Below are 19,967 nucleotides of genomic sequence, written 5' to 3' on the forward strand. Positions count from 1 at the left end.
CAGACGCTGCGTTCTGGCAGGAAAGCTGGGTGGATGCCATCGCGAGCAAGCCCGCTCCCACAGGGATCAGGACAGAAACCCGCCATCCACATTCAGCGAAACCCCGGTGGTGTAGCTCGATGCATCACTGGCCAGGTACAGCACCGCTCCGGCCATTTCACTTGGCGCCGCCACACGCTTGAGTGGAACCTGCTGCAGGACTGACTTGAGAATGGCCTCATTACTGACCAGTGCCGATGCGAATTTGGTGTCGGTCAGCCCCGGCAGGAGGGCATTGCAGCGAATACCAAAGGCTGCACATTCCTTGGCAAACACTTTGGTCATGTTGATCACCGCGGCCTTGGTCATCGAGTACACGCCCTGGCATTCACCCGGCGTTACGCCGTTGATCGAGGCCACGTTGATGATGCTGCCACCGCCGTGCTCGCGCATCAGTTTGCCGGCCTCGACCGACATGAAGAAATAACCCCGAATGTTCACGTCGACGGTTTTCTGGAAGGCGCCGAGGTCGGTGTCCAGCACGTTGCAGAACTGTGGGTTGGTGGCGGCGTTGTTGACCAGAATATCGATGCGCCCGAAGTCCTGGCGAATCCCCGCGAAGGTCCGGGTGATCTGTTCCATTTCGCCGATATGGCAAGCGATGGCCGTTGCCTTGCCGCCCTCGGCGATGATCGAGTCGGCCACTGGCTGGCAGCCTTCGAGTTTGCGGCTGGACACAATCACATGGGCGCCTTGCTGGGCCAGCAGTTTGGCAATGGCCTCGCCGATACCGCGGCTGGCACCGGAAACAAAGGCGATTTTGCCATCGAGGTCGAACAGTTGAGTCCTGGGCATGTGGATTTCTCAGTGAGCACGAGTTTTGGGGGCGATGACCTTGAGGCTCATCTGCTCAAGCAGGGCGTTCATCTGCACAAATTGAGCAAAGCGTTTGTCCTGGGTCTGGCCATGGTAGTAGCGGTAGTAGATCTGCTGAACGATACCGGCCAGACGGAACAGGCCATAGGTGTAGTAAAAGTCGTAATTATCTATCTGAATGCCTGAGCGTTCGGCGTAGTAGTCGACGAATTCGCGGCGAGTCAACATTCCGGGGGCGTTGCTCGGCTGGCGGCGCATCAACTGCACCGGTGCCGGGTCGTCAGCTTCAATCCAGTAGGCGAGGGTGTTGCCCAGGTCCATCAGCGGATCACCCAGGGTGGTCAGTTCCCAGTCCAGCACGCCGATGATTTGCAGCGGCTCGGCGGGATCGAGGATCACGTTGTCGAAGCGGTAGTCGTTATGAACGATGGCGGGGGTAGGGTGGTCAGCAGGCATATTGGCTTTGAGCCAGTCCTTGACCGCCTCCCAGCGCGGCGCATCGGGGGTCAGGGCTTTTTCATAGCGTTCACACCAGCCGCCGATCTGGCGTTGCACATAGCCCTGGGGCTTGCCCAGATCACTCAGGCCGCAAGCGGTGTAATCAACCTTGTGCAACTCCGCCAGCGTGTTGATAAAGGTTTGGCACAGGGTGCGTGTAGGGTCGGGGCCCAGGCCCAGCTCTGGCGGCAGGTCGGCGCGCAGGATGATGCCCTTGAGCCGCTCCATGACATAAAACTCGCTGCCGATCACGGACTCATCGGTGCAGAGGGCATAGGCTTTGGGGCAGTAGGGAAAGGCGTCCTTGAGCTGATTGAGGATGCGGAACTCGCGGCCCATGTCGTGGGCCGACTTGGCCTTGTGGCCAAACGGCGGACGGCGCAGTACCAGCTCAACGCCGGAGTATTCGATCAGATAGGTCAGGTTAGAAGCACCACCAGGGAACTGGCTGATCATGGGCTGCCCCTCAAGCCCCGGGATATGGGCCTTGAGATAAGGATCAATGCGGCTGGCGTCGAGCTCTTCGCCAGAACGGATGTGGGTGGACGAGTCGGTAAGCGCCATGTTTATCTCTTCTGCTTATATTTGTGACCTGACAACATTCGCTAATCTAATGGGCAACCCGGGTCTCGACAAGGCAGGCGCGGCCTTAATAGGCAGGGGTGTTAATGGGGAATCAGCCCCCTTGATAACCATTGCCTGAGTGAATCACAAGGCAAAAAAAACCGAAGCGCGTGGGCTTCGGTTTTGGGTGCTGCCTGTGGCTTAAGCCGGGAACAGTTCGCTCAGCTTCATGGCCAGCATCATGTCGCCTTCAGCGCGCAGTTTGCCGCCCATGAATGCTTGCATGCCGTCGGTTTCGCCGCTGACGATGCCTTCCAGGGTTTCGCCGTCCATGACCAGAGTGACCTGGGCGTCCGGGTTTTCGCCTTCTTTGAGTTCACAGGTGCTGTCTTTGACGATCAGCGAGAAGTGTTTGTCGTCATCAATGCGAAAACCAAATACCAGATCCAGGCCTGCAGCAGCGGCTGGGTTGAATTTTGCTTTCATTGCTTGAACGGCATCAGCTACAGAAGTCATGGTTCGATCCTTATATAGGGTGGATTACAGCGGCCCGTAGGTCGCGGTTGCCGACGCTCAACGATAGGTGATGAGTGACGGCGTCTTCAACAGTTGCAAATGCACATGACTGTTGAAGGAAGCCAGGGTCACTTCGCGGCCATGAAACTTGAGCTGGCTGAGCGAAGTGTTAGCAATTTGCCAGGTCAGCTTGAAAGCATCGGTGGCCGGAATTTGGGTCAGTATGTGGAGCAAGGCAGTGATGGTTCCGCCGGAGGTGAACACGGCGATGGTGTGCTGATTGTTTGCCAGGTCGAGAATGCGATTAAGTCCCGCCTGAACCCGTTCGACAAAAGCCAGCCATGTTTCCAGACCCGGGGTGTCGTAGGTGCCACTGAGCCAGCGGGCGATAACCAGTTCAAAGATACGCTGGAATTCTGCCGGGTTGTGGGCGGCGTTGTTCATGGCCTCCAGCGCATCAGGTTCGTCCGGCAGCAGGCCAGGAAGCAAGGTGCGAAGCACGGCGAAAGCATCGAATTCGTCAAAGGCCGCGTCAGTTTCCAGCGATGGAACGGGGAGGCCGGCAGCGTGGAACTGATCTGTGGCGTGACGTGCGGTGTCTTGCTGGCGCTGCAGTTCGCCTGACAGGCAGCGATCAAAGCGCAGACCCAGATCCACCAGATGCTGGCCGGTGAGGGTCGCCTGACGCACGCCCAGTGGCGACAGCACGTCGTAGTCGTCTGCACCGAAAGAGGCCTGGCCATGTCTTATCAAATAGATGCTGCCCACGTCCGCGTCATCCCGGTCCGCTGAAAGTCTGGCGAGGTTAGGAGGATGGCAAGTGGCTGTCAATGAAAAAACATACGCTTGTTTGAATTCCTGCCTGTCGCTGAATGCGAGGCGTTTCACGGCTGGCAGGCCCCGGTTGGCGCCGGTATGCTGAGTGCCATTGCGCAGCCCTGACCCGAGGGCTGCAGACGTTTTAAGGAGAGGCTGTGGAATTTCTTGCCGAGTACGCCAGTTTTCTGGCCAAGACCGTGACCCTGGTGGTTGCCATTGTGGTTGTCCTGGTGACCCTTGCAGCATTGCGTGGCAAGGGGCGCCGCGCCACCGGGCAATTACAGGTCATCAAGCTCAACGATTTTTACAAGGGGCTGCGTGAGCGTCTGGAACAGTCTCTGTTGTCCAAGAGCCAGCTCAAGGCACTGCACAAGCAAACCAGTAAAGCGGACAAAAAGCAGAAAAAGCAGCCGGATGACAAGCCTCGGGTCTTTGTCCTGGATTTTGTAGGCGACATCAAGGCCTCTGCCACTGAAAGCCTGCGTCACGAAATCACCGCGTTGCTGACCCTTGCCAAGCCGACTGACGAAGTGGTCGTGCGCCTGGAAAGCGGCGGCGGCATGGTGCACAGCTATGGCCTGGCCTCCTCGCAACTGGCGCGTATTCGCCAGGCAGGCATCCCGTTGACCATCTGCATCGATAAAGTCGCGGCCAGTGGCGGCTACATGATGGCGTGCATTGGTCAGAAGATCATCAGCGCACCCTTTGCCATTCTGGGCTCCATCGGCGTTGTTGCGCAGATACCCAACGTCAATCGCCTGCTGAAAAAGCACGACATTGACTACGAAGTGCTGACGGCAGGTGAGTACAAGCGCACGCTGACGGTGTTTGGCGAAAACACCGAAAAAGGCCGTGAGAAGTTCCAGCAGGACTTGGACATTACCCATGAGTTGTTCAAGAACTTCGTGGCCAAATATCGTCCGCAACTGGCGATTGATGAAGTGGCGACCGGTGAAGTCTGGCTGGGTGTCGCCGCGGTCGATAAACATCTGGTCGATGAACTCAAAACCAGCGACGAGTACTTGTCCGAGCGGGCCAACGATGCCCAGCTCTATCACCTGCACTATGCCCAGCGTAAAAGTCTGCAGGAGCGCGTGGGGCTGGCGGCAAGCACCTCGGTGCAACAGGTGGTTGACTCGCTGTGGAGTCGCTTGACCCAGCAGCGCTTCTGGTAAAGGTTGTGCTCTGCTGCGACAACCCATGTCGTGGCAGAGCGTGGTATCGAACGCGGCCTTGCAGGCAAAACATTCACTCATCAATAGGTATGGCTTTACTGTTTTAAGGGGTAGTTATATATAGTTTAGTTTCAATTTTTAGTGGCTGTGTCACACGCCTCGATCAGGTAATTAACAGTGTTTCAAGCAAGGCTGCGTATAAGCTTGTTTCCTGACTAATTATCTGGATGTTAGAAATGTCTACACTTTCTTTGCCGCCTGCATCCGCGAGCGAATTGGCTGTTGTCGAGTGTTCTGCAACCTATGCTGATTTGCTGGCAGAAAATAAATATGAACACTATATAAAGCCCTTGTTGCCGTTGTGGTTTGTGACGGCGCCAGCTGATGTGCGTCAGGCTTTGCGCGACAGCATGAAGCACGCCCATGAAACACACGCAGTCGTCTCGGCTGTATTGGCACAAATATCGCCCATTGAGCAGTTTGCTGAACCGTTACTTATACAAGCGCTGACCGCCCACGGTCATTGGGATGTTAACCCTCGGGCCTGTGCGATCAAGGAAGTTCATCTGCTGAACAATGTCGTGATTTACATTGCCAATCAGCAGTTGCGCTTGGCCGATGCCCTGGTCTGGTTGCTGATTCCTGATGTGCTCGAGCCTCAGTCACTGGAGCTTAATCTGGTGTCGAGTATTAACCGGCACAGCTTGCTGCAGGCGGCGATGCAAAATTTCCAGCAGGCACAGACCGTGGCTACAGGCTTTGCTTCAGGGAGCATGATCTATGTGGTCAGTGATAAGAATCAACGACCCCATGCTGCACTTACGCCTGAAAAATTTGCAGTCATATGCCGTGATCTGAATGTGGGGCTGCAGTATCAATTGCATCTGGACAGGGTCTTTGTTCCTCTCGGAGATGAATGGCCTGCAGAAGATTCACGTTCGAAAGCCTACAGAATTAAAACTGCATTCTGTATGAATAAACGTTATGAGTTTGCTTCGGCATTGCACATTGCTTATATGAAGTCTGAAGTCACATCTCGCCATTACGCGCTAATGGTTAATCAGCTGCTTTCGCCTTCACCTGAGACAAATACTGGCGGGGCAGTTCATAGCACATTTGAAATGCTGGGTTTTGAAGTGCCCGGGATTATAGTGTTTTGGCTGGATCGAAAACCACGTGAACAGGACCAGTCCTGCATCGTGTATTTGCCGGACGGACCACAACGGTCGTTTTATCATTTCGAGACGTTTGAACGCTTCAAGTTTCAATTGAGGGAATGGTTAAAGACTTCGCTTTTTGCCGACTATTTTATCCAGCGGGTACCGCTGCGCCATCGTGCCGAGTTTGTTCGTCGCACCAATATCAGGCAGATGAGCTGGGACTCACTCTTGCTGAGACGTCCACCTATCGTTAACGAACCCGCGCTGTTGGGAGTGACCGGCCATAAGTTACAGGCGGGCGATCCATTCGAAGTGGCGTGGCTGTTGCAGTTGGCCCAGATAAAAGACGACGCCCGACAATTATTGGTACCCACGGAGGATGAGGACACTAGAAGCCGCCTGGAACGCCAGGCTATGTACCTGAATCTGGGGATGAGTTTGCTGGGGTTGGCGCTGGGATTTGTTCCGGTTTTGGGCCAGGTCCTGCTGGTAGGCAGTGTGCTGCAGTTGGGTGTTGAGGTGTATGAGGGCATCAGGGCCTGGCAGCACGCTGATCGCGTCGCGGCCCTTGAACACCTGTTTGATATTGCGCAAAACATTGCGCTGGTCGCCAGTACCAGCGCTGGCACCAAAGCGCTGAAGACCGAGCCGGTGGTTGATGCTCTGGTGCCGGTCAAGTCGGTAAAAGGGCACAACCGGCTGTGGAAACCCGACTTTATACCTTACGAGTTCAAGCATGTGTCCCTTGCAGGCTTGGTCGCTGATGAACAAGGACTGTACAAGGTCGGCGATCAGTCCTTTATCAAGCTTGACGGCAAGGTGTTTGAGGTCCGCATCGAGTCGGACAAAGGCCGTTGTCATCTGTTGCATCCCACAGATCCTGATGCCTACACGCCCCGGTTGATTCATAACGAGCGCGGGATGTGGACCCCTGAGCTGGACAACCCGATACACGCTTCTGGATTGCAGTTGTTCCGGCGCCTTGGACACCAGTCCGAAGGGCTGTCAGATGCTGGCGCAGAACAGGTGCTTGCCGCGACCAATACATCGCAGACCATGATGCGCCAACTGTTGATGGACAACTTGCCCCTGCCGCCTTTATTGCTCGACAGTCTCAAACGTGTACGCCTGAGCGAACGAATCGAGACCTTTATCATGCAGATGAAGCAGGGCAGTACCGGCACTGTTGATCAGGCGGACTTGCAGCTGGAACTGTTGACCCGCCTGCCGGGATGGCCTCCAGAGCGGGTTTTGCGTGTTGTTGACGCAGAGGGTGTGAATTACAAAGAGTACGGTGTTGATCTTACGTCGCTGCATTCCAGGCTGCAGCTTGCGCAGGCGCAAATCAACAACGGGGATTTGCTCAAAGTCACCCTTGAGAGTTTGTCATCGTCGCAGATCGAGGGTCTGCTGGGCGATGGGCTGCCTTGGCTTGATCAGCAGGTTGCAGCGTTGGCGCGCAAACTGGGTGAATATGCCGAAAGCACCCGGGGGGGATTGCTTGCCCGGCTGTATAACAGCTCAGAGGTGCTGGGCGCTGATACGGCAGGCCTTAAAGGTCAGTTCCCCAGTTTGCCGGTGGCGGTGGTTGAAGAGCTGCTCGATCAGATGACAGCCGGGCAAAAAATGCAGTTCGCAGCCACTGGGGCCATACCGCTGGTAGTGTTGGAGGAGGCTCGCAGCTATGTACAGACCTTACGCGTTAACCGCACGATAGAAGGTATTTTCCATCTGGCGCTGGGTAATGCTGATAGCACTCTAGTGGGATGGGAAACCTTGCCTGACGTACCAGGATGGCCACGGAATGTGGGGTTTGTGGTGAGAGATAAATTCACTCGCCAGGTGCTGTACAGTCTTGGTCGAACTACTGCGTCTGGTCGTGAGATTGTAAAAAACGCCGAGGTCTACGAGTTTCAGAATTCGGCCGGGGAGGTTTACAGCAATCCAGCTCTTTTGAGCTGTGTACCCCACGTGTTGACCTCAGAGGAGCGATCAGCCACTGGGCTGGGGACCACTGATCTGGGCACCCAGTTGCACTTGAAAGTGGCCAGCCAAGCGGCGATTCAGCGCAACAGTGTCGCCAAAAGCCTCGGGATGCACAGCATAAAACCATGGTTCAAATCGCCGTTGCGCCTGGCCGATGGCCGTTTGGGTTACACCCTCGGCGGGCGCGCCGGGCGTATTTTGCCTGCAGGCGAGCCGGCACTGCTCAAGGATCTGGTTGTCGAGCTTTACCCGTTGATGAGCGACGTGCAGGCAGGTCAGTTCTTGTACCGGCTTAAAATACCCGGGGCACTCATGACCCGGGCGCTGGTGAATCTCAAGACTGAACTCACGGCCCTGCGCAGCGATCTTGATGAGTGGGTTGGCTCTGATGTCTGGACCCAACCCCACAATAGGCCGCGCACCCTCCTGGCGAAAAGGACCAAGCGGGCAATCAGCCAGGCCTTGATCCGCGCCTGGCGCAGGCAAACCCCCAGCGTCCAGATTGAGGATCACACAGGCTATGAGCTGGATCTTGAAGCCTGGCCTGTCGATGGGCTCCCGGCGTTATCCGCTGATTTTGGACATGTCAGCGCATTGCATTTGTCCCACTCGGGCAATGCTCAATTTCCAGTCGGCTTTCTCGACCGTTTTCCCAATCTTCGAATACTGTCACTTAAAAACAGTCACTTGGCCGAGCTGCCTGCTTCACTCGGGCGCATGTCGCAGCTACGGGATCTCAACCTGCAAGGCAACCGGATTGCCCTGAACGATCAGGCCGTGGCTGTTCTGTCTGGCCTGACCCGGCTCAAATCATTGAATCTTACCGGCAATCTGCTGGGCAGGCGTTTAGCGGTATGGCCCATGCGTGAGCTCAAGTACTTGCTGTTGCGCCACACAGGTACTACGCAATGGCCGGACGGGATTGAGCATCTCTTGAGCCTGCAGATACTGGATCTGCGAGATAACGCCATCAGCCATATCCCGCCTGAGGTGCTGGCTGCGGACCGGGCCGCTCTTAACCGGGTAACGTTTTTGCACGACAACCCGCTGAGTGCTGATTCGCAGCGTCGTCTGCAGGTTTATCATCGGGAACACGGGATCAACTTTGGGGTTGATCTACAGCGTCAGCACGTAGCTCCACAACGCGGTATCGAGCATTGGTCAACCTCGCCTACCCGTGAACAAGCAACTCATTGGAGCGGCTTGATGAACTCTTCAGGGGCAACCGATTTTTTCCGGGTGCTGGAAGACATGACGACTTCTGCGCAGTTCCTGCAACAGCGAGAAAACCTTACCCAGCGGATCTGGGCTTTGCTTGGTGCAATGCACGATCACCTGGAATTGCGCGACCGTGTGTTTGAGATTGCCTCGAATCCACGGACCTGCAGTGACGGGATTGCGATGATTTTTGCCGATATGGAGTTGCAACATCAGGTGTTTATTGCACAAACCGGAGTCAACACCGAAGAGAGCCTGTTGAAGCTGGCCCACGGCTTGTTCCATATCGATTTGCTGAACCAACATGTGAATACCATCATCGAGGCGCGCTTGGCCGCCATTCAGCTACAGCAGCAGGCTTCTGTGCGTGAGCTGCAACAGTTGGTGGATGAGCTCGGGCCGCACTTGGCATCTGTCCCGGTGAGCAGCATGGACGCCGTTCAGCAGCAAGGCGTGGCCTACCGATTGGGGACCCCTCAATCGTTGAGCCTGGCTGAGCAACTGAGTCCGGCAAGCATCAGTCGTCAGATAGCCGAACTTGATCCGCTACAGGTGCAGATGTTCTATCAGGTCAAATTGGCCCGGGCTCTGGATTTGCCGGCAAGGCCCAGGAGCATGCGTTTTGAAAGGATTGCGCGGGTGACATCGGCTGAGCTTAAAACCGCTAAAGCCTATGTGCTCGCGCAGGATAAACCTGAAGCCATGATGGCTTCGATCGGCAGCAGGGATTTCTGGACAGCGTTCCTGGAGAAAAAATACCCCGAGGCGTTCACTGTAGCCGACGAGCCTCTGGACGAGCGCATGGACGTTTTGTATATGGCCCGCGAAAGCATGTCGAGCAACGACTATGTCGCGCAGTCGAATGCGCTGGGTGATGCACGGGGAAGGACAAGAGCCTCGGTGGTCACACAGCTGACTCGCCTGGAGCTCCAGCAACACCCCCTGGGCAGCGATCAATCAACGACTCAGGCCTGAACCCAGGGGAGGATCAGGCCTGAGTCATGTAATCAACGCCGGCGGAACAACGGCATGGGTTCGTCGGTCGAGGACTGGTAGGTCACCGAAAAATCTTTCAGGCCTTCCAGGGCTTCATACGGGTCTTTGTCGGCGCGAATGGCGAACGCGTCGAAACCGCAACGATGCAAATAGAACAACTGGTCGCGCAGCACATCGCCAATGGCGCGCAATTCACCTTTGTAACCATAACGGTCACGCAGCAAGCGGGCATTGGAGTAGCTGCGACCATCGGTGAAGGCCGGGAAGTTCAGGGCAATCACCTGAAAGTGCACCACGTCTTCGCCCAGTTCTTCGGCTTCTTCATCGCTGTCCAGCCACACACCCAGGCCGCCATCACGGGCCTTGAGTGCATGCCCGTGCTCGCGCCACATCACCAACGGGACGATGAGGTCGTCGCAGTTGGAGATTTCGTCAAAGGTGGTTTCCTTTGGCAGCAAGTGCCAGGTTTCGTCGATGACCTGGTTGTTCTTAATGATTCGCTGCATAGACGCGCTCCTTGAAAGGGTCAATGCCGATACGTTGATAGGTGTCGATGAAACGTTCGTCTTCGTTACGTTTTTCAACATAGACGTCGATCAGCTTTTCAATCACATCCGGCATGGCGTCTTGAGCGAACGAAGGACCGAGGATTTTACCCAGGCTTGCGTCACGACTGGCACTGCCACCCAGTGACACCTGGTAGAACTCGGCGCCTTTCTTGTCCACACCCAGAATCCCGATGTGACCGACGTGGTGGTGACCACAGGCGTTCATGCAACCGGAGATGTTCAGGTCCAGTTCGCCGATGTCGAACAGGTAGTCCAGGTCTTCAAAGCGGCGCTGGATCGATTCGGCAATCGGGATCGACTTGGCGTTGGCCAGCGAGCAGAAATCGCCACCCGGGCAGCAGATCATGTCGGTCAGCAAGCCAATGTTAGGGGTGGCAAAGCCGTTTTCGCGCAACTCGCCCCACATGGCGAACAACCGGTTCTCTTCCACATCGGCGAGGATGATGTTCTGTTCGTGGGAGGTGCGCAGCTGGCCAAAACTGTAGCGATCGGCCATGTCGGCAATGGCATCCCACTGCTTGTCGGTCACATCGCCCGGTGCGACGCCGGTAGGCTTCAGCGACAGGGTGACTGCGACATAACCCGGCTTTTTATGGGCCAGGGTATTGCGGGTACGCCAACGGGCGAAGCCCGGGTGCTGCTTGTCGAGTTCGGCCAGTTCAGCACCGAAGTCGGGCAGGGCTTTGTAGTCCGGGTCCACGAAGTGCTTGGCGATACGCTGCACTTCGGCTTCGGTCAGGGTGTTGGAGCCGCCGCGCAGGTGAACCATTTCGGCTTCAACACGCTCTGCAAACACTTCAGGCGTCAGGGCCTTGACCAGAATCTTGATCCGGGCCTTGTACTTGTTGTCACGACGGCCATAGCGGTTGTAAACCCGCAGGATGGCTTCGAGGTAGCTCAGCAGGTCCTGCCAGGGCAAGAACTCGTTGATGAATGCGCCGATGACCGGCGTACGGCCCAAGCCGCCACCCACGAGTACGCGGAAGCCCAGATCGCCGGCTTCGTTGAGCACTGGCTCAAGGCCAATGTCATGCACTTCAATCGCGGCACGGTCAGAGGTCGAGCCGTTGATTGCAATTTTGAATTTGCGTGGCAGGTAGGCGAATTCCGGGTGGAAGGTCGTCCACTGACGCACGATTTCGCACCAAGGGCGCGAGTCGATCAGTTCATCAGCTGCGACACCGGCGAACTGGTCGGTGGTGACGTTGCGCAGGCAGTTGCCGCTGGTCTGAATGGCGTGCATCTGCACGGTTGCCAGCTCTTCCAGGATGTCCGGAATATCTTCCAGCGCGGGCCAGTTGAACTGCACGTTCTGGCGGGTACTGATGTGGGCATAGCCCTTGTCATAGTCGCGAGCGATTTTGGCCATCATTCGCGCCTGGCGCGAAGTCAGTTGGCCATAAGGCACCGCCACTCGCAGCATCGGGGCAAAACGTTGAACATAAAGGCCATTTTGCAGGCGCAGGGGGCGGAACTCTTCTTCGCTCAGCTCACCTGCCAGATAGCGTCGGGTCTGATCACGGAACTGCTTTACGCGGTCCTCGATGATCCGCTGATCGTACTCGTCATATACGTACATATAGGTCCTGTTCTCAGGCTGCTAACAGCTTATCTGCGCGCACGGCCGCGCACTCCCCACGGAGCGAGGCACGATACCAGTTTGTAGTTATGCGCAAAAGTGATGTTTAAGCATATGCAAAGAACCAAAACGACTATAAGAGGTTGATTCTCAATCCCTTACTTGTGGTTGGGGCATTGCTGGACTTAACTGTTTGGAAGTCTTCAAGCAATCACCCATAAAACCGAAAAGAGGCGATGCGATGAGTACTCCCGTGAAAGTGCGTAAAAGCGACAGCAAGGTCGATGCGTGGGCGATTTTTTTTCTGATCATTCTGGTAGTTGCTACAGCGGTGTTCTGGGTCGGTCACCAGTAGCCGCGCCGCTCTGGAGTTGACGTTGTCCTGTAGATACTCTGTTGCCAGCCGACCTGTTCAGAGCAATGTGCTCCGCTAAAAAGGTCGGCCTGTAGGCCGCCTCGGCGGGCCGTTGATCTTGTTTTTGCACTGGTTTTTGATCTGCCTGCCCTTCGGGAGGCCGAGCGCAGGTTCTGCGTAGTGGGTCGACCGGCATGGATGCCGGGAGAGCCGTGTTGGGCCATGGATGGCCCGTCACGGCGTGCCCACGGAGCGGGGCCGGAGTGAGGGACACCTGAGCGCAGCGAGGGCCGTACGCTGGGGCAAGGCCTTTTTGGGTACTTTTGTGGCTGTTTGACAAAAGTGCCTCGCTGTAAAAGCGAAACCATCATTTCAGTTAACCGCGAATGCCGGATATGTACCCCGTGTGCCCGTTGTTTTGCGATGCGCCCGCAGCGATGCCGAGTACATATCCATTCGATATGTCACGACTTTCTACGGGTTCCGCCCTTACGGCGGGTCACTTTTTCCAAACGCCGAAAAAGTAACCAAAAAGGCTTGCCCTACCATACGGCCGCCTCGCCCAGGCTCGGTGGTTCCCTCACTCCGGCACTGTCATGGGGGCACGCCGCGACGGGCCATCCATGGCCCATCGCGGCTGGCGCGGCGTCCTGCCGCGCCACCCCCATAACAGCACCTGCGTTCGGCCTTCTGTGATGGGCATTCGCGTCGTCTGGACATTCGTGTGGCTCCAGCAAAAGCAAAAGCAAAAGCAAAATCCATCGCAGACGCCACAGAACCTTGCGCAAAACGTTTTAGCGCCAACATACAAGCCGCAGCCTCGTTCTACTCGTCAGCGGCTACAACGCGGGCGGGTAGTTATACTCCCGCCACATACAGCACCAGTTTGACGATCCCGAACAGGGTCAACGCAAATACCCCGGTAAACAGTAGGCCCAGGAGTAAAAACTGGCCGGGTTTGCCGTGGGAAAAATCCCGGGTTCTATTTTTTGCGCTTTGCACGCCAAACGCTGCCGCCATCACGCTGTGCAGCACTTGCCAGAAGGTAGGTGGTTTGTTTTGGGCTGGATCGTCCATAGGGCCCTCGGCTATCCGGTAGGGGGACTGCTAAACACAGCGTAGCTAATACCCATACAAATGGGCGGGTATTTCGCCAGGTTGTACATATCTAACGCCCGCTGCGCGCGGCCTTTGGTTGTAGTGAAGCTCATTCAAACGGGTTTCAGGAAGGCTACTCAATGGGCAATTCTTACACACGCAACGGCCTGGGGCCGCACGCTGCATTGATCAAAGGCAAGCTGCCAGGCTGGATCAAACACACTCATGTGAACGATATCAAACGTCTGTCGCCGGGGTTGGCGTCCCGGGATGAGCCGCCCGAGTGGTTCACCCTTGCGCCTCGGTGGTTACGCCAGGCACTGATTGCCAGCCAGGATCGCAGTCGTCGGGCGAATACGGCCCTGGCCAAAACCCTCGGGGGGCTGCAAGGGATCACCGAATTTGCCGAACCCAGGCTCAAGGAGGCTTTGCACAGTCATAGCGCCGCCGGCCAGGCCATGGATGTCAACAAGAACCGGCTGTTCTATCTGCGGCGCAACCAGCCCGTGCAGCATCAAAGCCTGTTGCAAGCCGCGCTGATGAACTTTGAAGGCAATGAAGCCTTTTCGTTGGCGGTCAACGGTCAGGTCAGTGCCCTGGCACCTGAAGGTGCTTTGCCGCTTGATGTCTGGACACCAGTACCGGCTTATCCCGTTTCTCTCCAGATCGCAGATGTGCTGGTTCGGGGGTTAAAACCCGTTATCAGTACGTTCAAGCAGGCGCAGGACAACCTCAAACCTGTGCCCGGTTTTCGTTATCGCGAAAAGCTGGCCATGACTCCCCAGGTGTTTTCGCAGATATGCCGCGCCCTGGATTTGGGGCAGCAGTATCAGGACCATCTAAGCGAGGTGTTCGACGCACCCAATCGAGCATCCAGCGTGCGCCACCACCTGCAGGAGGCGCAAAAAGCCTTGTTGGCTGTCCACTTGCACGCGGCACTCATGCAACAGCATGTCTCTACGCAGGCTTATGACATGGTACGTGCCGTGCTGGATGGCGACCCTGGCCCCATGCTTAACGCAAAGCCGGTGGTCTTCAGCCAGCTGCAACTGTATGGATTTACCCTGGATCAGGTGTTGATCATGGGGCCGTATCGCTCAACGCTGCCGGTGACGGAGTGGGTGGACACCGACTTCGGGGTCCAGTTGCCCGTCATGAAAAAACCCGATATGGAACGCTTGGTGGTCTGGATTCCCGGTGCCCCCCTGTATCCACTTAAGGAGTACCCGTCGCTGGAAGCGTTTCAGTATGAGTTGGGCCTGAACCTGCGCACCCCGGCTTACCAGGAACTGTTCGCCCAGCGGGTGCCCCAAGGAGATGCTCAGGCATTTGTTTCACGGCTTAACCATCAGCTTTACCGCAAGACACCCGACCCCAAGGGAAAAGAAGCGCCGGTGTATGTAGATGAGGTGGATCTCAAACTGGGTCAGGCTTACATCGAGCCCCGACCCGGTGAACTGTTTGCAGCGTTGTATGACCTGCATCTGGAGCGGCTCAAGGCCAACGCCCGGTTACTCGCGGTGCCCACGGCGGATGCAGACAGCGCATTGCTTCAGCAGCGTCTTGATTACTGGCTGGGTTTGGGGATGGACGCGGTCAATGTGGCCGCGTTTTTTATTCCCGGCGTGGGCGAGGTCATGATGGCTGTGATGGCCCTGCAAATGGGGATGGAGATCTATCACGGCATCGAATCTTGGAGTGTTGGCGATGTGGAGGGTGCCTGGGCGCATCTGCAGTCAGTCGCCATCAATGTAGGGCTGGCGGGTGCCATGGGCGGCGCCGGTTATGGGGTGGGGAAAATTCCAACGGCAAACCTGAGCAAATGGTCCGACAAACTCACACAAATCATACTGCCCAATGCTCAAACCCGGCTCTGGATGCCCGACCTTGGGCCTTATGAATGTGATGTGACGTTCGGCCCACAGGTTAAGCCCAATGCGCTGGGGCAGTACCTGGTCGATGGCAAAACCTGGGTGCGGATCGACCGGCACGTCTACGAGCAGACATTCGATCCCGCGCTCAAAGCCTGGCGGATCAAACACCCTACAGACAGCACGGCGTATCAGCCGCTGCTCAAGCACAATGATGGCGGGGCTTGGCGGCATCATCATGAACAGCCCTTGCAATGGCCGCGCGAGACGCTGCTGCGCCGTCTGGGTCACGAGACCGAGGCGTTCGATGACCAGATACTGGCCCAGATTGGCGATGTGAGCGGTATCTCCGACGATGAACTGCGCAAGATCTATATTGATGGCCTGCCGGTACCCGCAGTGTTGATGGATACCCTTGAACAGTTCGGGCTTGAGCACGTACAGGGCCGCTTGGGTGATCAGCCTGTGAACCGGTCAAATGCCGATCTCGACTGGCTTCGCCGCAGGCATCCCATGCTCACGGAGCGCACGGCCCGGGAGGTGATTGAACAGGTCGGGCAACATGACTTGGCGCGCCTGCGCGAGACCCGGCAGGTGCCGGGTAAAATCGACGATCTGGCCCGCGCCCTGGCTCAGCAAGGTCGTTTGAACCGCGCGTTGGCGGGCCTCTACCGGCAGAGTCTGGCGTCCCTCGACAGTGAACGACTGGCATTGCACTGTCGCGCGCTTTTGCCGGGCATATCAGGCGCCGAACTGCCCCAAGCCATTGGGCGATATGCGACCTCCCATCGCAGTGAGATGGCCCGGGTTTTAAAACTGCGCATGCCCAAGTCCAGCCCAAGGCTGCAAAAGCTCAATGGCCAGATCGGCTACCCGTTGTCGGGCAGAGGTGAGGTGTCGCAGGTTGATGCCTCATTGGTTTCACGGATGCGCGATGTCTATCCGAACATGACTGACCAGGAGGTGAGTCATTACCTTCTAAGGCGCCTGGATGAAGGCCAGTCCGATCAACAGATTTATCATTTTCTGACGACCCAGCAGCGCGAACTGGAGACCTTGCGCACCGCGCTGGATCAGTGGGTCGGCGGCGCCAGGGACGCATTCAGCCAGAGGATGCGCCGCCATGCCACCGACAGGCTGGTAACGTGTTGGCGGGAAGGCCTGCTGCGCAACGGTGAGCCTTCTTCCTACCTCAACCTTGAGTTTGACCTTGGCTGGGTCAGCGATTACCCGGTACTGGAGGCAGACTTTTCGCACGTCAGGACCTTAAAACTGGACACTGGCTTGATGCTGAGCGAGCCGCAAATGGGCTTCGTGAAACGTTTTAGCGGCGTGCAGCGCCTTGAAATGAACCTCCACCACTCAGATCAACTGCGAGTGGCCGAGGGTTTGAGTCTGTTACCCGCAGTCAAAGAATTGTCCCTGGACGCGGGATGGCAAGGGTTCTCGCAGCTCTTTATCAATCGACTGCAGACGGTGCCGCAGATCGAGCGGTTGTCGCTGACGGGCCCCGTAGGGGTGCTGGACGTCAGTGGTTGGCCACAGCTGCGTGCCTTGCGCCTTGCAGGCACTCTGGGGCAGTGGCCCCTCGGGCTATTTGAGCTGGAGCATCTGGACGTCCTTGACCTGTCTGGCTCGATAATTGAGTCACTGCCCGAGCAACTGTTTTTGGGGCACCCGCGTGTGTGGCGCGGATTGCGCCTTGAGTGGTCAAAGATCCACCCCCGGGCTGTCCGTCGAGCCTATGAGTACCTGCGCGATAACCCGGGGCATTTGATGGATGTCGAGCAGTGGATAGCCGGTTACTGCCAAGGTTGTCTGAAGCGGTTTATCCCTCACAACCAGCCATTTGCCGAGAGAGTAGTGGCCCAATTCGCCCTCAGAGAGCAGGGGATGACTGAGTTGTTTGGGCGCGTAAATACACTCCATGAAGAGAATCAGGCACTCAACGTTGCGCTGGATGCCTGGTTGAGCAGCAGGCCATTGACCGCCGATGTATTTTTTCGCCGCCAGGTGGTAGACAAAATCCAACACTGCTGGAGTCTCGGTATTTCCCGCCGACTGGGGTTTGAAGCCGTGAGCGCAGGCCCTTCGTGGCGGCACATTTCAAATGCCGGACACCTGGACCTGTCGGGAGGTCGGCTGGATGAATTGCCACAGCTGCCCGAGAGCGGGTTTGCCCATGTGCAGCATCTGGACTTGAACAACCTGGGCATGCCTCTGGACGTGCTAGATCGATTTCTGGGTTCGTTTGCCAATGTTCACGTGTTGAACCTCAGTCGTAACGGTCTGACTTCACTGCCTACTGTGCTAAGACGCCTCACTCGGATCACTGACCTGGACCTGACCTATAACGAGCTGACGGTAACACCCTCGATGCAGGGTCTGCTGGATTGCCTGGGCGAACTGAAGAAGTTGAGTTTGCAGGGTAATCGCGTCACGGCATTGGATGTCAGCGCCATGACGCGCCTGGAGTCACTGGACCTGAGCCACAGCGCAATCAAGCAATGGCCCGCGGGCGTCTTGCAGTTGCCGCAGTTGCGGCAATTGAACATGAGTCGCAGCGCCATCACCGATATTCCGGCGGCAGGCTTGCAGGGGCATGAAGACCTGATGTCGGGCACGCAATTGCGCGGATGCCGATTGACCCCTGAAAGCTGCGCCCGACTGCTCGCTTACGCGCAACGCACAGGGCGCCAGAGTGCTGGCGATATCAGTCCGTTTTTGCTGGCGACCGGGAGAACCGGTGGCTCACCCGAGTTTTTCCCCGAAGAGGTTTCTGACAACCCCGAATTGTTGTTACCCGGACGTCAAGCGTCCGAACGCGGTGACTCGCCAGTGACCCCGGCCGCTTTGTTGCAACGGTTGAACCCCGATTTAGCGCTCAGTGAGGCGATTGACCGTATCGAGCAAATACGTGGGCAAGGAGTGGGCGCGCTGCAAATCGATGCCCAACTGCTTGAGTGGAGCCGCCAGCATGACGGTTTGATCCTGCGGCTCAATCGCTGGATAGACATGCCCAGCTACAGGGAAGGTGGGCGCTGGGTCAGCGCAGTCGACCGCAGGCGGGCAGCAGACCGAATCATCCGGTCGTGGCGCCATACATTGGGGGCTGAAGCAATCTCGGACGAAGACGAAATCCACACCCTTGATTTCTCGGATCTGTGCCTTGGCGATCTGCCGCAACTGGATCAGCCGCTGGCCCATGTCACCACACTGAACCTCAATGGGGTCAGGCTCAGCGCCCAAGGCTCCAACGGGTTTATCAGCGGATTTACCGGGCTGCACACCTTGCGACTCAATAACAACGCCTTGAGCCACTTGCCCGATGCCGTTGGCTCATTGGGCACCTTGACCCGGCTTGAGGCGTGTTACAACCAGTTGGAAGATGCCGAGCATTTGCACCATCAGTTGCAGTCGCTGACACGGCTTGAGTGGCTGGACCTGAATTACAATAGGTTGGAAAACTTTGACCTGACGGGCTTGAACCGGCTGCACACCCTTTTATTAAGGGGTAACCGGCTGGTGCGCTGGCCCATGGGTGTACTCAATACGCCAACCCTGAGGAACTTGAACCTGAGCAACAACCAGATTGAGTACATCCCTGTCGAGCTCTTTGATGGCGACAATGATGAGCTCATGGCCAGTACCGATCTGACCGATAACCTGTTGTCGGCCTCAGGGTTCTCGGAGTTGCGGGACTATCTGGACCTTTCGGGCAATAGCCTTGGTTACGACCGTGAAGATATTGAAAGCGCATTGAGGGAGGAGGGTGAAGCCGTGGACTCATCCGATGAGTCGGATGAAGATCTGGTTCACCCAAGCGCCGAGCCCCAGGATCAGCAGAAGGCGCGCTGGTTTGAAAACATCCCTGCGGACTCGCCAAGGCATGGGGTCTGGGATGCCCTGCGCGCCGAGGAAGGGAGCGAAGGCCTGTTTCATTTACTCGCGCAGTTGAAGCACAGCCGTGACTTCATCCAGGACAAGGCTGATCTTGCCCGTCGGGTGTGGAGTGTTCTTGAAGCTGGCGAGATGGATTCAATGCTACGCAACGAGCTGTTTATCATCGCCCGCTCGCCCATGACCTGCGGGGACGGGCGAATCCTGTTGTTCAGCGATCTTGAAGTGAAGGTACATGAGTTCAACGCGCTTCGCTCAGTCGTCCCCGGTGCAGAAGGCCCGGTACTGCTCAAGTTGGCCACCGGCCTGTTCCGTCTGGGCCAGGTGGAAGAGATTTCCCGTACCGACATCAGCCTGCATCCTGAGCGTGACCCTGCAGAGATTCGTCTGGCCTATCGCATTGGCTTGGCAAAGCGCCTGGATTTGCCCAAGCAGCCAACGGACATGCTGTTCAGAAATGCCTCTGGCGTGACAGATCAAGATATCGACACGGCTTGTAGCAAGGTGCTTGCGGCACAAAACTCGCCGCTCTTGATGGAGCAACTGATCAGTCAGGATTACTGGGTGAGCTATCTGCAGCGAAAGTACGCATCGGCGTTTTCACGGCTTGAGCTGCGATATGAGCAGGAGGCTGAAGCCCTGCAGGATCAGCACCCGGAGCTGGATGAAGCCTACAGTCGCGAAATAGTCGCCATGGGCGAGAGAAGGAAAATCGAACAGCGGGCGCTACTGACTCGCTTGTCGCAGCGTGAGCGCGATGAGATCGCGCCGGTTTGACAGACAGCCCCCGCAGGAGCTGTCTGTAGCC

The 19,967-nt window shown here is 56.9% G+C and carries 10 protein-coding genes; 3 read left to right on the forward strand and 7 right to left on the reverse strand.

All coding sequences use genetic code 11. The features are described 5' to 3' along the window. Positions 1-66: 66 nt before the first annotated feature. The 4 genes from RGV06_RS00810 to RGV06_RS00825 form a co-directional block, all read right to left on the reverse strand. On the reverse strand, positions 67-834 hold the full coding sequence (locus tag RGV06_RS00810; RefSeq protein ID WP_046810805.1) for an SDR family oxidoreductase: 768 nt from the start codon (positions 832-834) through the stop codon (positions 67-69). Positions 835-843: 9 nt separating this feature from the next. Then, positions 844-1,917, reverse strand: a complete 1,074-nt coding sequence (locus RGV06_RS00815) for a phosphotransferase family protein (RefSeq protein WP_322149087.1) — start codon at positions 1,915-1,917, stop codon at positions 844-846. Between the two features lie 201 nt (positions 1,918-2,118). After that, entirely contained in the window at positions 2,119-2,433 is a 315-nt protein-coding gene (locus RGV06_RS00820) for an SCP2 sterol-binding domain-containing protein (RefSeq protein WP_016781113.1), read from the reverse strand. Between the two features lie 57 nt (positions 2,434-2,490). Continuing rightward, complete coding sequence (locus RGV06_RS00825) at positions 2,491-3,201, reverse strand: histidine phosphatase family protein (RefSeq protein ID WP_019826440.1); 711 nt, start codon at positions 3,199-3,201, stop codon at positions 2,491-2,493. 206 nt (positions 3,202-3,407) lie between these two features. Here RGV06_RS00825 and sohB point away from each other — a divergent pair, with 206 nt between their 5' ends. Further along, complete coding sequence (sohB, locus tag RGV06_RS00830) at positions 3,408-4,427, forward strand: protease SohB (protein ID WP_019826444.1); 1,020 nt, start codon at positions 3,408-3,410, stop codon at positions 4,425-4,427. Positions 4,428-4,663: 236 nt separating this feature from the next. Beyond that, positions 4,664-9,766, forward strand: coding sequence for an NEL-type E3 ubiquitin ligase domain-containing protein (locus tag RGV06_RS00835; protein WP_322149090.1), 5,103 nt, complete (start codon positions 4,664-4,666; stop codon positions 9,764-9,766). 32 nt (positions 9,767-9,798) lie between these two features. Here the strand turns inward: RGV06_RS00835 and RGV06_RS00840 are convergent, their stop codons facing one another. The 3 genes from RGV06_RS00840 to RGV06_RS00850 all read right to left on the reverse strand — a co-directional run bounded on the left by RGV06_RS00840 (position 9,799) and on the right by RGV06_RS00850 (position 13,367). Next, positions 9,799-10,293 carry a DUF934 domain-containing protein gene (locus RGV06_RS00840; protein ID WP_019826448.1) on the reverse strand — a complete coding sequence of 165 codons (495 nt, stop codon included), beginning with the start codon at positions 10,291-10,293 and terminating at the stop codon, positions 9,799-9,801. Continuing rightward, the gene (locus RGV06_RS00845; RefSeq protein ID WP_019826450.1) at positions 10,277-11,935 is read right to left on the reverse strand and encodes a nitrite/sulfite reductase; all 1,659 of its coding nucleotides are present in this window, start codon (positions 11,933-11,935) and stop codon (positions 10,277-10,279) included. Before RGV06_RS00845 ends, RGV06_RS00840 begins: the two co-directional genes overlap by 17 nt. 1,213 nt (positions 11,936-13,148) lie before the next feature. After that, the gene (locus RGV06_RS00850) at positions 13,149-13,367 is read right to left on the reverse strand and encodes a DUF2970 domain-containing protein (RefSeq protein WP_019827285.1); all 219 of its coding nucleotides are present in this window, start codon (positions 13,365-13,367) and stop codon (positions 13,149-13,151) included. 161 nt (positions 13,368-13,528) lie between these two features. Here RGV06_RS00850 and RGV06_RS00855 point away from each other — a divergent pair, with 161 nt between their 5' ends. Next, the gene (locus RGV06_RS00855) at positions 13,529-19,936 is read left to right on the forward strand and encodes an NEL-type E3 ubiquitin ligase domain-containing protein (RefSeq protein ID WP_322149093.1); all 6,408 of its coding nucleotides are present in this window, start codon (positions 13,529-13,531) and stop codon (positions 19,934-19,936) included. Positions 19,937-19,967: the final 31 nt, after the last annotated feature.

The sequence above is a fragment of the Pseudomonas sp. CCI3.1 genome, assembly GCF_034313985.1.
GTDB classification, from domain to species: Bacteria; Pseudomonadota; Gammaproteobacteria; order Pseudomonadales; family Pseudomonadaceae; genus Aquipseudomonas; species Aquipseudomonas psychrophila.

Coding starts and splice junctions, on each gene's coding strand:
- RGV06_RS00810 (WP_046810805.1), bottom strand. CDS start 834: ATGCCCAGGACTCAACTGTTCGACCTCGATGGCAAAATCGCCTTTGTT.
- RGV06_RS00815 (WP_322149087.1), bottom strand. CDS start 1,917: ATGGCGCTTACCGACTCGTCCACCCACATCCGTTCTGGCGAAGAGCTC.
- RGV06_RS00820 (WP_016781113.1), bottom strand. CDS start 2,433: ATGACTTCTGTAGCTGATGCCGTTCAAGCAATGAAAGCAAAATTCAAC.
- RGV06_RS00835 (WP_322149090.1), top strand. CDS start 4,664: ATGTCTACACTTTCTTTGCCGCCTGCATCCGCGAGCGAATTGGCTGTT.
- RGV06_RS00840 (WP_019826448.1), bottom strand. CDS start 10,293: ATGCAGCGAATCATTAAGAACAACCAGGTCATCGACGAAACCTGGCAC.
- RGV06_RS00845 (WP_019826450.1), bottom strand. CDS start 11,935: ATGTACGTATATGACGAGTACGATCAGCGGATCATCGAGGACCGCGTA.
- RGV06_RS00850 (WP_019827285.1), bottom strand. CDS start 13,367: ATGGACGATCCAGCCCAAAACAAACCACCTACCTTCTGGCAAGTGCTG.
- RGV06_RS00855 (WP_322149093.1), top strand. CDS start 13,529: ATGGGCAATTCTTACACACGCAACGGCCTGGGGCCGCACGCTGCATTG.